11 protein-coding genes are annotated in these 12,121 nt (G+C 66.3%); 6 read left to right on the top strand and 5 right to left on the bottom strand.

The features are described from left to right. Positions 1-51: 51 nt before the first annotated feature. Complete coding sequence (locus AC58EF_RS13840) at positions 52-1,515, bottom strand: NAD-dependent succinate-semialdehyde dehydrogenase (protein ID WP_497276946.1); 1,464 nt, start codon at positions 1,513-1,515, stop codon at positions 52-54. Further along, complete coding sequence (locus tag AC58EF_RS13845; RefSeq protein ID WP_497276947.1) at positions 1,512-2,369, bottom strand: GNAT family N-acetyltransferase; 858 nt, start codon at positions 2,367-2,369, stop codon at positions 1,512-1,514. The genes AC58EF_RS13840 and AC58EF_RS13845 overlap by 4 nt, the downstream gene beginning before the upstream one ends. A gap of 189 nt (positions 2,370-2,558) precedes the next feature. Here AC58EF_RS13845 and AC58EF_RS13850 point away from each other — a divergent pair, with 189 nt between their 5' ends. The 3 genes from AC58EF_RS13850 (at position 2,559) to AC58EF_RS13860 (ending at position 4,659) form a co-directional block, all read left to right on the top strand. Continuing rightward, positions 2,559-4,031: an aldehyde dehydrogenase family protein gene (locus AC58EF_RS13850; protein ID WP_497276948.1), complete on the top strand. Its 1,473-nt coding sequence runs from the start codon at positions 2,559-2,561 to the stop codon at positions 4,029-4,031. A gap of 65 nt (positions 4,032-4,096) precedes the next feature. Then, a complete protein-coding gene (locus tag AC58EF_RS13855) occupies positions 4,097-4,381 on the top strand; it encodes a CopG family ribbon-helix-helix protein (protein WP_497276949.1) in 285 nt (94 codons plus the stop codon). Then, positions 4,378-4,659 carry a type II toxin-antitoxin system RelE/ParE family toxin gene (locus AC58EF_RS13860; protein WP_497276950.1) on the top strand — a complete coding sequence of 94 codons (282 nt, stop codon included), beginning with the start codon at positions 4,378-4,380 and terminating at the stop codon, positions 4,657-4,659. The genes AC58EF_RS13855 and AC58EF_RS13860 overlap by 4 nt, the downstream gene beginning before the upstream one ends. 5 nt (positions 4,660-4,664) lie before the next feature. Here the strand turns inward: AC58EF_RS13860 and AC58EF_RS13865 are convergent, their stop codons facing one another. The 3 genes from AC58EF_RS13865 to AC58EF_RS13875 form a co-directional block, all read right to left on the bottom strand. After that, positions 4,665-5,453, bottom strand: coding sequence for an NAD(P)/FAD-dependent oxidoreductase (locus tag AC58EF_RS13865; protein WP_497276951.1), 789 nt, complete (start codon positions 5,451-5,453; stop codon positions 4,665-4,667). Continuing rightward, positions 5,444-5,776: a hypothetical protein gene (locus tag AC58EF_RS13870; protein ID WP_497276952.1), complete on the bottom strand. Its 333-nt coding sequence runs from the start codon at positions 5,774-5,776 to the stop codon at positions 5,444-5,446. Before AC58EF_RS13870 ends, AC58EF_RS13865 begins: the two co-directional genes overlap by 10 nt. Positions 5,777-5,941: 165 nt before the next feature. Then, positions 5,942-7,360 (bottom strand): aldehyde dehydrogenase family protein, encoded by a 1,419-nt coding sequence (locus tag AC58EF_RS13875; RefSeq protein WP_497276953.1) that lies wholly within the window; start codon positions 7,358-7,360, stop codon positions 5,942-5,944. A gap of 114 nt (positions 7,361-7,474) precedes the next feature. Between AC58EF_RS13875 and AC58EF_RS13880 the strand changes: the two genes are divergently transcribed. The 3 genes from AC58EF_RS13880 to AC58EF_RS13890 all read left to right on the top strand — a co-directional run bounded on the left by AC58EF_RS13880 (position 7,475) and on the right by AC58EF_RS13890 (position 12,050). Next, a complete protein-coding gene (locus AC58EF_RS13880) occupies positions 7,475-7,918 on the top strand; it encodes a MarR family winged helix-turn-helix transcriptional regulator (RefSeq protein ID WP_497276954.1) in 444 nt (147 codons plus the stop codon). 90 nt (positions 7,919-8,008) lie between these two features. Beyond that, positions 8,009-10,186, top strand: a complete 2,178-nt coding sequence (locus AC58EF_RS13885; protein ID WP_497276955.1) for an acetate--CoA ligase family protein — start codon at positions 8,009-8,011, stop codon at positions 10,184-10,186. 517 nt (positions 10,187-10,703) lie between these two features. Beyond that, positions 10,704-12,050, top strand: a complete 1,347-nt coding sequence (locus AC58EF_RS13890; protein ID WP_497276957.1) for an MFS transporter — start codon at positions 10,704-10,706, stop codon at positions 12,048-12,050. The last annotated feature ends 71 nt before the right edge of the window (positions 12,051-12,121 follow it).

The raw sequence follows: 12,121 nt of genomic DNA on the forward strand, positions 1-12,121 counted from the left end.
CTTCGCTCGAAACGAACGGAGGTGGATGGATCTGTCTTATGTCATCCTGCTCTAGAGTTTCAGCCCGGCAATATGGAAAGCCTTGGTTTCCAGATATTCCTCGATCCCCGCATGGGCGCCTTCGCGGCCCAGGCCCGACATCTTGACCCCGCCGAACGGCGCGACCTCCATCGCGATCGATCCGCTGTTGAGCGCGACCATGCCCGCCTCCAGCCGTTCCGCCACGCGGAAGGCGCGGTGGAGATTCTCGGTGTAGAAATAGCTGGCGAGGCCGTAGCTGGTGGCGTTGGCCAGTTCGATCCCTTCCGCCTCATGGGTGAAGCGGAACAGCGGCGCGACCGGGCCGAACGTCTCTTCCTCGGCCAGCTTCATCTCGCGCGTCGCGCCGGTCAGCACCACGGGGGTTGCGAACCGCTCCCCGGTCGCGCCCTCCGGGGCTTGCGCGAAGATCGTCGCGCCATGCGCCAGCGCATCGTCGACGTGGCTCCTCACCTTGTCGACGGCGGCGGCGTTGATCAGCGGGCCGATCGTGCTGCCCGGCGCGTCGCCGGGCGCGACCTTCAGCGCGGAAACGGCCTTGGCCAGCTTCTGCGCAAACGCATCGTAAACGCCGTCCTGCACCAGGATGCGGTTCGCGCAGACGCAGGTCTGCCCGGCATTACGAAACTTGCTGACCATCGTACTGGCGACGGCCATGTCCAGGTCGGCGTCGTCGAATATGATCAGCGGCGCATTGCCGCCCAGCTCAAGGCTGAGCCGCTTGATGGTGGGCGCGCTCTGCTGCATCAGCAGCGCACCGACGCGGGTCGATCCGGTGAAGGACAATTTGCGCACCACCGGGCTGGCGGTCAGCGCGCTGCCGATCGCGGTGGGCATCCCCGTCACGACATTGAACACGCCCGCCGGGAACCCCGCTTCTTCCGCCAGCTTTGCCAGCGCCAGCGCGGTGAAGGGCGTGAGTTCGGAAGGCTTCACCACCACTGGACATCCCGCTCCCAAAGCAGGCGCGCATTTGCGCGTGATCATCGCCGCCGGGAAATTCCAGGGCGTGATCGCCGCCGACACGCCGACCGGCTCCTTCATGATCAGGATGCGGCGATTGGCTTCCGGCGCGGGGATGATCCCGCCGTCGATCCGCCGCGCTTCCTCGGCGAACCATTTGATGAAGCTCGCCGCATAGCGGATCTCGCCCTCGGCCTCCGCGATCGGCTTGCCCTGTTCGGCGGTCATGATCCGGCCAAGGTCGGCGATATTATCCAGCACCAGCGCGTTCCAGCGCTCCAGCAGCGCCGCGCGCTCGCCCGCCGTCTTTGCGCGCCAGGCCGGCCAGGCGGCTTCGGCGGCGGCAATGGCGGCCTGTGTCTCCGCTTCGCCGCAATCGGGCACCGTGCCGATGATCGCCCCCGTCGCGGGATTGTCGACCGCGACTGTCGCCCCGGACGCGGCGCCGGCCCATTGGCCGCCGATAAAGGCCTGTTGAATGAAGAGGGCGGGTGTGTTGAGCGAAAGAGTCATCCGAGCGCCTGCGTCGTAAGGGAGAAGGTCGTTACCGAATGATCGAGCGGCGGCAAAGGTCCACGCACCATGCGCATCACCCGGCCGACGCAGGGCAGGCCGAGATCGTCGAGCCAGGCCGACAGACCGCTCTCCTCCGGCACGTCCAGCCGGCAGAACATGCCCGCGTTCGACCCCAGCCAGTGCGAGATCAGCGCCTTTGCCCCGCCCGTATCCGGCGCGATCGTCGGCCCGACGACATAGCCGCGCCCGAACCGGCGGAACAGCGCGAAGCCCACCGGCTCGTTGCTGCGCGTCAGCACCACGCCCTGCGCGCCCGGCACCAGCGCGTCGAGCAGCGCAGCGCGATCCATCCCGGTCGCGCGCTTCGCCAGGCCATGCAACATCTTCATGTCCTTGGCGCCCAGCGGCCGCACCCGCTCGTCGGGGATCAGTTCGGCCATCGGCACGGAAAAGGCCGCGCCCTGATGCTGAAACACCGGCCCAACGGGCACGAACCCGATCTTGCGATAGAGCGGCGCGCCTTCGTCGGTGGCGTTGAGCAGCACCGTGCGGTTCCCCAGATCGCCCAGCACCGCGTCCATCAGATGCCGGCCGATGCCCATGCCCTGCGCGCGCGGCGACACGATCACCATGCCCAATGTCGCGGCATCCTCGCCATAGAGCCAGGCCATGGCCGTGCCGATCACCACATCGTCGCGGGTCGCGACATAGCCGAAGCCCAGGCCCAGCAGCATCTCCCAATCCTCGATGCGGTGGGGCCATTTCTGCTCGCTGGAAAGATCATGGGCGGCGGTCAGGTCCGCGGCCGTCATGCGCCGCAGCTTCACCATCGCCTCTATGCCTGTCGCCATGCGTCTTGCTCCTCGGCGCGAAGGGTTGGTCGGAATCAGTGGGCGGACATTAGGGGGCCACGCCAAGCATTGGCTGCTGCCTTCGCGCTGTTTTTGGAAGATTATCGCGCGAATTTTCCCGTGCAACTGCAACAAATGCCGCCGCGCGACCCTATCCTGTCGGGCAGACCGAACAAGGAGACATGGACCGTGACCGGTTTCGACCCCGATCAGATCAGCCTGCCAAGGGCGAATAATTACATCGGCGGACGCCGGGTCGAAGGGCGCGGGAGGGCGATCACGGTGCGCCGTCCCTCGGACGGCCGGGTGCAGGCCGACCTCGATTGCGTCGATGCGGACCAGCTTGCCGAGGCCGTCGACAATGCGCAGGCCGCCTACAAGACCAGCGGCTGGGCGCGGACCGACCCGCGCGGGCGGATGAAGATACTGCGCCGCTGGGCCGATCTGATCGAAGCGGACGCCGCGACCCTCGCCCCGCTCGAAGCGCTCGGCTCAACCCGCACGATCAACGAGATCAACGCCTGGGATCTGAGCTACACCGCCGAAACGATACGCTTTTTCGCCGAATGGGCGGACAAGGTGGGCGGTGAGGTGGCGGCGACCACGCCCGACAAGCTCGGCCTCACCATCGCCGAACCCTATGGCGTGGTCGCGGCGATCGCGCCCTGGAACCTGCCACGGGTCATGGCCGGCTGGAAGATCGCGCCCGCCATCGCGGCGGGCAACAGCGTGGTGCTGAAACCGTCAGACATGACGCCCTTCAGCATCGTGCGCCTGGCCGAACTGGCGACCGAGGCCGGGCTGCCCGCCGGCGTCTTCAACATCGTGCAGGGCGATGGCCGATCGGTCGGCGATCCGCTGGTGCGCCGCCCCGAAGTCGTCAAAGTCACCTTCACCGGATCGACCGCCACGGGCGCCGCGATCATGACCGCCTGCGCCCAGACCGGTCCCAAGCCGGTGACGCTGGAACTGGGCGGCAAAAGTCCGCAGATCATCTTCGCCGACGCGGGGCTGGACAAGGCGGCGGCGATCGTCGCCCGCGCAATCACGCTCAACGCCGGGCAGGTCTGCGTCGCCGGATCGCGCCTGCTGGTGCAGGACAAGGTCGCAGAGCAAGTGATCGACCGCATCCTCGCCGCCTTCGCCGCCCACCGCGCCGGTCCGACCTGGCGCACCGACACGACGCTGGGGCCGATCATTTCCGAAGGCCAGCTCGATCGCATCGACGGCATCGTCCAGCGCGCGGTCGCCGAAGGGGCGGAGTTGCTGGCAGGCGGCGGCCGCGCCACCGCCCCGCAGGAGGGCAGCTATTTCGCCCCGACCCTGATCGCCAGGGCCGATCAGAAAAGCGAGGTCGTCCAGGGCGAAATCTTCGGCCCGGTGCTGACCGTCCAAACCTTCGCCGACGAAGATGAAGCCTATGCCCTCGCCAATGACAGCGCCTATGGCCTTGCCGCCGGCATCCACACGGGCGATGTCGCCCGCGCCCTGCGCGCTACCCGGTCGCTGGAGGCCGGCACCGTCTGGGTCAACCGCTATGGCCGCAGCAACGACTTCATCCTGCCGACCGGCGGCTACAAACAATCGGGCATCGGCAAGGATCTGGGCCGCGAAGCCTATATGGCCAACCTCAAGACCAAGACCGCGCTGATCGAGTTCTGACTTTGGCGTCCCCATCCAATGTGTTACATTGCACTTCGTGAATGTTACATGGGATGGTGATGGCAATGAATGAGGCGACTTTCACTTTCCGCGTCGACGAACAGCTGAAAATCCAGTTTGCGCGCGTCGCCAAAGCCCGCGATCGCACCGGCGCCCAACTGCTGCGCGATTTCATGCGCGATGTCGTGCGGCACGACCAGGAGGAAACGCATGACGCCTGGTTCCGGCGCCAGGTCGAGGCCGGGCGCATGTCCGCACAAGCGGGGGCCATGACGTCCAGTGAGGATGTCGAGGCGCATTTTGCCGAAAGACGAGCCGCAACGCTGCGAAAGCTTGATCGCGGGCAATGAAGGCGCGCTGGACGGCGGAGGCGGTCGCCGACCGCGATGCCATCTATGACTATGTCGAAGCCCGCAATCCGCTTGCCGCACTCAGGCTCGACGGCCTTTTTGCGGAAAGGGCGGCGCTGCTCGCCGATCATCCTGCCATGGGCCGGCCTGGACGGGTCGTCGGGACGCGTGAACTGGTGGTCCACCGCAATTATCTATTGGTTTATGATGTGACCGATGCCGAAATACGCATCCTGCGTCTGCTCCATGCTGCCCGCCAATGGCCTCCGTCGCGGTGAACCCTCTATTCTTGCTGGTTGGCGAACCGCCCGATCCGATATGGCTCCATCGGAATATCCGTCGCGCCCTTGGCGATGATCTCCGCCATCGTCTCACCGACGCCCGGCCCGATCTGGAAGCCGGACCCGGAAAAGCCGAACGCATAATATAGCCCGCTCGTCGTCGCGCTCGGCCCCATCACCGGCTGGCTGTCGGGCATATAACCCTCGATGCCGGACCAGACGCGGATGATGTTGAGCTTGCCCAGTTGCGGCGCGAGCCGGCGGATCTGCTTCAACTGGCTCAGCGTGTTCTGCGGCAGCACATAGGCCCGATAGTCTTGCGGATAGGATGGCCCGCGCGTGCTGCCGCCCAGCACGATATTGCCACGCGCCACCTGCCGGAAATAGACCGTCTCCTCCTCGATCGGCGTCATCACCCCGACCGCCGGGGGAATCGCATAGGGCACCGGTTCGGTCACGCTCATGTTCGGCCCGCGCGGCACGATCGGCACCGGCTCGCCGAACTGCGAGGACAGCGCATTGCCCCAGGCACCCGCCGTCACCAGCAAGATCGGCGCGCGGAAGGTTCGACCATCGGCCGCGGTGACGATGAAATCCTCGCCGACCTTCTGCGCGTCGACGATCTTGGTATTCTCATGCACCACCGCGCCCAGCGTCTGCGCCGCGCGGGCGAAGGCGGGGGCGGCAAGGCGCGGATTGGCATGGCCGTCCATCGCCGAATAGGAACCCGCCAGCACGTCCGGCCCGAAGAAGGGGAATCTGTCGCGCAGCGCATTGCCGCTCAGTACCATTCGCCGTCGGACGTCTTGCTCCAATAGCCATAGTCCATGATTGCGGCGACCGCGGCGACCGGCTCGTCGCTGTCGACCACCGGGATCGCGCCCGCTGCGCGGAGCGAGGTAGTGACGGGCGCCCAGTCGGCATCATAGCCGGTGACGCTCTTGACCAGCGGCAGCCGCTTGATCGCATCCAGGTCATCCGCGCCCACGCCATACACCAGCGCCAGTTGCTTGGCGCGCTGCGCGAACCAGATGCCGTGGGCGCTGAGCGGGGCCGCCATCATGGTCAATGTGACGGCGCCGACGGCGGCCGCGGCGATGCGTCTGCAAGGCATCCTATGCTCCTCGATAAGGGGTGTCCCTGAAGATCGAGGCTATGATGCGGACACGATGGAATGTTCCGAATATGTGACATGACTGAGTGGAAAATATCAAAAAGAAGGCCGGCGAAGCACTATGCTTCGTCGGCCTTTCTCTTGCGATCGGGTCGCAGTTGCGCGTCAGGCGTCTTCGAGCGCCACGATGTTGACGATATGCGCCTGGGTATATTCCAGCAGCCCCGCCTCGCCCAGTTCGCCGCCCAGCCCCGACTGCTTCACCCCGCGGAACGGGATATTGGCGTCGATCGCCAGATGCTGGTTCACCCACACCGTGCCGGTGTCGATCTTCATCGCGATCTGCGTCGCCCGCTCGACATCCTTGCCCCAAACCGTGCCGGCCAGCCCATAGTCGCTGGCGTTGGCGCGGGCGATGACATCGTCGATATCGTCATATTTCAGCACCGGCAGCACCGGCCCGAACTGCTCCTCCTGCACCAGCGGCGCGTCTTCGGGCAGGTCGCGCACGATGGTCGGGGCGATGAAATAGCCCGGCCGGTCCAGCGGCTCGCCCCCGGCCAGCACGGTGCCGCGCTCTTTGGCGTCGGCGATCAGCGCGCTGACCTTGTCGAACTGCATCTTGTTCTGCACCGGGCCGATGGTCGTCCCCTGCTTGGCGCCGTCATCGACGATCGCTTCCCTGGCCAGCTTCGCCAGTTCGTCGCAGAAATCGTCATAAATGGGCGCGGGCACATAAGCGCGCTTCACCGCGACGCAGATCTGCCCGGCGTTGGTCATCGCGCCCTGATAGACCTTGCGCGCGATCCGGCGCGGGTCGACATCGTCCAGCACGATCGCGGCGTCATTGCCGCCCAGCTCCAGCGTCACCCGCTTCACCGTGCCGGCGGACGAGGCCATCACCTTCTTGCCGGTCGCGGTCGATCCGGTGAAGGCGACCTTGGCGATATCCTTGTGCCCGGTCAGCAGCGGCCCCAGCTCATTCTGGTCGCAGACGATGTTCAGCACGCCGGCCGGCAGGATATCCCGCACCATCTCGCCGAACAGCAAGGTGGTCAGCGGCGTCGTCGGCGCGGGCTTGGCGACCATCGTGTTGCCCGTCACCAGCGCCGGTCCCAGCTTGTTCATCAGCAGGATCAGCGGGAAATTCCATGGCGTGATCGATGCGACCACGCCCAGTGGGGTCCGATGCTCGACCACCTTGTTGCCGCCCTCGTCCTTCAGCACCTTCGGCTCCACCCGCATCGCGGCGAAGGCGCGCAGGGTAAAGACGCTGCCCATGATCTCATAGCCGGCCTGGTCCAGCGGCTTGCCCTGCTCCCGGGTCAAAAGGCTCGCAAACTCGCCGATCCGCGCCTCCAGCGCATCGGCGATCTTCAGCACCAGCGCCGCGCGGTCCCCCACTGGCGTCGCGGCCCATCCCGGCTGCGCCCGCCTGGCGGCGGCGACCGCGCGCTCCAGCAGCGCCTCGTCCGCCTTGGGGCAGGCGGCGAAGGGCTGCGCCGTCGCCGGGTTCACCACGTCGAACGTACCGACGCCCGGCACCAGCTCGCCGTCGATCAGCATCCGATATTCATGATCCATAATCCGCTCTCCTGTCGTGCAGCGCCGCGGACGGCATTGGCTATCGCAATTCGGCTCCGCTGGCTGTACCATATATTTGTGCGCTAATGATACAATATCAAGCAGGGAAATGGAATGAAACAGGGGGCCGATCTCCAATCGCTGATGGGTTATCAGATCCAGCGGGCCAATCTGCGCATGGACGCCGACGCGCGCGCCGCGCTGGCGGACTTTGACCTTTCGCCGGCGAAACTGACCGCCCTCATCCTGATCCGCGACAATCCGGGCTGCGACCAGACGGCGCTGGGCCGGGCGCTCAGCATCAATCGGTCGAGTGCGATGAAGCTGGTCAACATCCTGGTGGACAAGGGATTGATCGAACGGCGGCCCGGTCGCGACCTGCGCACCAACGCGCTGGTCCTTCTGCCCCATGGAGAGGTCCAGCTCCGGGCGATGCTGAAGGCGATACGCGCGTCGGATGCGCGCATGACCGCCCGGCTGAGCGACGATGAATTGCGCACGCTCCGGTCGTTGCTGGATCGCCTCGGTTCGGGACAAGAGGACGACGCGGTCGACTGACGGTCGATTGGGCTTGCGATAAATGTATCACTAACACACAATAATTTCCGATCGGCGATTGATTCGACGGACAAGGAGGGGGTGCGCGAGATGGAAGCTGCTTGCCCGGACAAAGCAGAGGGACAGGATCGCCCGATCCCGGCCGCGTCGCTCGACCGGCTGTTGCGGCCCCGCTCGGTCGCGATCGTCGGCGCGTCGGACAAGCCCGGCTCGCTGGGCGCATCGGTCCTCGCCAATCTGTTGCGGCAGGGCTTTGCCGGTCCCATCCATCTGGTCAATCCCGGGCGCGCCGAGATTGGCGGGCGGCCTTGCGTCGCCTCGATCGACGATCTGCCCGAAGCTGTCCATGTCGCTGTCCTGGCCATCCCGCGCGCGGGCGTGCTCGACGCCATGCGCGGCCTCGCCCGGCGCGGTGTCGGCGCCGTCGTGATCTTCTCCGCCGGCTTCGCGGAGGACGGGCCGCAGGGTCTGGCCGACCAGCAGGAGATCGCCCGCATCGCCCGCGAAACCGGCATGGTGGTCGAAGGCCCCAATTGCCTGGGCCTCGTCAATTTCCGCGACAATGTCTCGCTGACCTTCATCGCAATGCCTGACGCGCGCGCGCTGGGCGACCGCCGCGTCGGCATCGTCTCGCAATCAGGGGCGATGGCCGCCGTGCTGGCGACCACCATGATCCACCGCGACGTGCCCCTGAGCTGCTACATTTCCACCGGCAATGAAGCGGCGAGCGGTATCGAGGATTATCTCGCCTATCTGGTCGACCAGCCCGATACCGCGGTCATCGCCCTGATCGCCGAACATGTCCGCGACCCCGTCCGTTTCCTCGCCGCCGCCCGCGCGGCCCGCGACGCGGGCAAATCGGTGGTGCTGCTCCATCCCGGCCGCAGCGCGGCGGGCGCGGCGAGCGCCGCCACCCACACCGGCGCAATGGCGGGCGACCATGCGATCATGGCCGTCCATGTCCAACGCGCCGGCGTCATTCTGGTCGATTCGCTGGAGGAGCTGGGCGATGTGGTCGAAATCCTCGCCCGCTCGCCAAGGGCCGGGACCGGCGGGGCAGGGGTGATCGCCGAATCGGGCGCGTTCAAGGCGATGATGCTCGACCTTGCCGAAGCCGTCGCCCTCGACCTGCCGCCCCTCACCGACGAAGACAGCCCGGCGCTGCGCGCGGCTCTGCCCGATTTCGTCCCCGTCACCAATCCGCTGGACATCACCGCGCAGGCGCTTGTCGATCCCGGCCTCTACCGCCGCACGCTGGCGGCGCTGGCGCAGGACGACCGGATCGGCACCATCCTCCTCACCCTGATCCAGACCGACACCGGCGCCTCGCATGTCAAGTTCGCCGCCGTGCTCGACGCGCTCAGAGCCATCGGGCGTGAACATGCTTTGGCCAAGCCGATCCTCGTCGGCGGCGTGGACGAAGGCGGCGGCGTTTTCGCCGACGATCTCGCCGCGCTCCGGCAGGCGGGCGTCCCCTATCTGCCCACCGCCGAACGGATGCTGCGCGCAGTGGCTCGCATTGCCACCCATCGTCAGCGCGACGACGCGGTCGCCCCGCTCGACGCCCGGCCGATCGCCGGTCTGGCGCAGGTCGGCAGCACTATCCCGGAATATCGGTCCAAGGCGATCATGGGCGCACAGGGCATTGCTTTCCCCGCCTTCGCACTGGCGCAGAGCGCGGCCGAGGCCGTCGCCGCCGCCGATCGCCTCGGCTATCCCGTGGTGCTGAAGGCGCAGTCGCCCGAGCTGCCGCACAAGAGCGACGCAGGCGGCGTCATCGTCAATCTTTCCGATCCGCGGGCGGTGCGGCAGGGCTGGGACCGGCTGATGGCCAATCTCGCCGCCGCGCGCCCCGGACTCGCGCTTGACGGCGTGCTGGTCGAAGCCATGGCGGCCAAGGGCGTCGAGCTGATCGTCGGCGCGCGCAATGATCCGCATTGGGGACCGACCATCCTCGTGGGCTTCGGCGGTGTCGCGGCGGAACTGCTGCACGATGTCCGCCTGCTCCCGCCCGACCTGACGCGCGACGCGATCGTCGCCGAAATCCGCAAGCTGCGCATGGCGCCGCTGCTCGACGGCTTTCGCGGCGCGCCCGCCATGGACATCGCTGCCGTCGCCGACATGGTCCAGCGCCTGGGGCGGATGATCGCGGCCACCCCCGCCATCGCCGAAGTCGATCTCAATCCGGTGATCGTCTATCCGCAGGGCGAGGGCGCCCTCGCGCTGGACGCGCTGATCTCGCTCCGGAGTATGATGGCTTCACATTGATCCCCCCGTCATTGCGAGCGAAGCGAAGCAATCCAAAGGAGCGCCAGTGGATTGCTTCGCTTCGCTCGCAATGACGATTCAGACTGATGTCATCCTGCCCTAGTGTGGTGGATTTGAAATACGCCACATATTGCAGGCAAGGGCGGAGCGTATTTCAAATCCATAAACCACACTAGAATCAAATATTTACTAGTGGCCCTTTTGAATCTGAAGTTCGCTCAGCCCTGTCGGATCAATGTGGCGAACTTCAGATTCGGGTCACTAGGGCCGATCGCCATTCAGGAGATGGCGGGACGGAAACGGAGGATTTTTGAGCTTGGCTTNAATCAAATATTTACTAGTGGCCCTTTTGAATCTGAAGTTCGCTCAGCCCTGTCGGATCAATGTGGCGAACTTCAGATTCGGGTCACTAGGGCCGATCGCCATTCAGGAGATGGCGGGACGGAAACGGAGGATTTTTGAGCTTGGCTTATTGTGTCATCAGCATACAATGCCGGCAAAAGATCGGGAGAGGATGATGATCATGCCCAGCGCCAGCCTGCCCGCGGACGATCCGCGCGCCATACTGGCCGACAATCCCATGCGCCCGTTGCAATATGTTGCGATCGCGATCTGCTTCCTGCTGACCGCGCTCGACGGCTTCGACATTCTCGCCGTGACCTTCGCCGCGCCGGGCATCGCCAGGGACTGGGGCATCGGGCCGGGCGCGGTCGGCGCCATCGTGTCGATGGGCCTGGTCGGCATGGTGATCGGCTCGCTGACGCTCGGGCAACTCGCCGACCGGATCGGACGGCGGCGGCAAATCCTGCTCTGCCTCGCCATCATCATCCCGGGCATGATCGCCTGCGCCTTCGCCACCGGGGTCGTCATGCTCAGCCTGCTGCGCGCGCTCACCGGGCTGGGCCTCGGCGCCATGCTCGCCGCGATCAACGCTATGGCGGCGGAGTTCGCCAGCCGGTCTCGCCGCGACCTCGCCGTCAGCATCATGGCGGCGGGCTATCCGGTCGGCGGTATCGTCGGCGGCTGGGGCGCGGCGCAATTGCTGCGCGGTCATGGCTGGGAATCGATCTTCCTCTTCGGTGGTCTGGCCACCGCGCTGATGGTCCCGCTCGTTCTGCTTTTCCTGCCCGAATCGATCGGCTGGCTGGCGACGCGCGGCGGCCCCGATGCGCTCGCCCGGATCAACGCGATCCTGCGTCGGCTGGGCCAGCCGCTTGCCGGGCGGATCGCCGTGTCGCACGAACCCACGGCGTCGATGGGCGCGCTGTTCGCCGACCGCTACCGCACCATGACGATCGCGCTCATCCTCATGTACGGTCTCCACATGATGACCTTCTATTATGCGCTGGGCTGGGCGCCTTCGCTGGTGGTGGCGCTGGGCTTCGATCCTTCCCGCGCGACGATCGTCTCGGTGGCGATGAATATGGGCGGGGCGACCGGCGGGTTGACGCTGGGCTTCCTCTCGCCCCGCCTTGGTCTGCGGCCGCTGGTGATCTTCGGATTGGCGGGCGCGGCGATCGCGGTCAGCATCTTCGGGGCGGTGCCGGCCGATTTCCTGCTCCTGCAGGTCGCGGCCTTCCTCCTCGGCTTTCTTTCCAACGGCGCCGTGGTGGGCCTCTATGCGCTCATCGCCAATGTCTATCCCACCAGCTTGCGGGCGACGGGGACGGGCGCGGTGATCGGCTTCGGCCGATTCGGCGCGGCTTTCGGCCCTTTCCTCGCGGGCCAGTTGCTTGCGGCAGGGGCGGGGCGGGGCGTCACCTCCATGTTGCTCGCGCTTGGCTCGGGCCTCGCCGCGCTCGTCCTGCTGCTGGTCCAGATCCGCATGGCGGAGGATAACGGCGCACAGGCCGCGCCGGCCTAGAGGCTGTTATGGACTTGAGAGTCCGAATGGATTCAAAGGCTTGGATGGCACTTCATCGCAAGTCTTATCCG

This window comes from Sphingobium sp. WR1, from assembly GCF_059693745.1.

What these genes read in the sequence shown, in the direction of transcription:
- AC58EF_RS13870 (WP_497276952.1), bottom strand. Translation starts at nt 5,776, where the DNA reads ATGCCTTGCAGACGCATCGCCGCGGCCGCCGTCGGCGCCGTCACATTG.
- AC58EF_RS13885 (WP_497276955.1), top strand. Translation starts at nt 8,009, where the DNA reads ATGGAAGCTGCTTGCCCGGACAAAGCAGAGGGACAGGATCGCCCGATC.
- AC58EF_RS13875 (WP_497276953.1), bottom strand. Translation starts at nt 7,360, where the DNA reads ATGGATCATGAATATCGGATGCTGATCGACGGCGAGCTGGTGCCGGGC.
- AC58EF_RS13890 (WP_497276957.1), top strand. Translation starts at nt 10,704, where the DNA reads ATGATCATGCCCAGCGCCAGCCTGCCCGCGGACGATCCGCGCGCCATA.
- AC58EF_RS13860 (WP_497276950.1), top strand. Translation starts at nt 4,378, where the DNA reads ATGAAGGCGCGCTGGACGGCGGAGGCGGTCGCCGACCGCGATGCCATC.
- AC58EF_RS13845 (WP_497276947.1), bottom strand. Translation starts at nt 2,369, where the DNA reads ATGGCGACAGGCATAGAGGCGATGGTGAAGCTGCGGCGCATGACGGCC.
- AC58EF_RS13855 (WP_497276949.1), top strand. Translation starts at nt 4,097, where the DNA reads ATGAATGAGGCGACTTTCACTTTCCGCGTCGACGAACAGCTGAAAATC.
- AC58EF_RS13840 (WP_497276946.1), bottom strand. Translation starts at nt 1,515, where the DNA reads ATGACTCTTTCGCTCAACACACCCGCCCTCTTCATTCAACAGGCCTTT.
- AC58EF_RS13865 (WP_497276951.1), bottom strand. Translation starts at nt 5,453, where the DNA reads ATGGTACTGAGCGGCAATGCGCTGCGCGACAGATTCCCCTTCTTCGGG.
- AC58EF_RS13880 (WP_497276954.1), top strand. Translation starts at nt 7,475, where the DNA reads ATGAAACAGGGGGCCGATCTCCAATCGCTGATGGGTTATCAGATCCAG.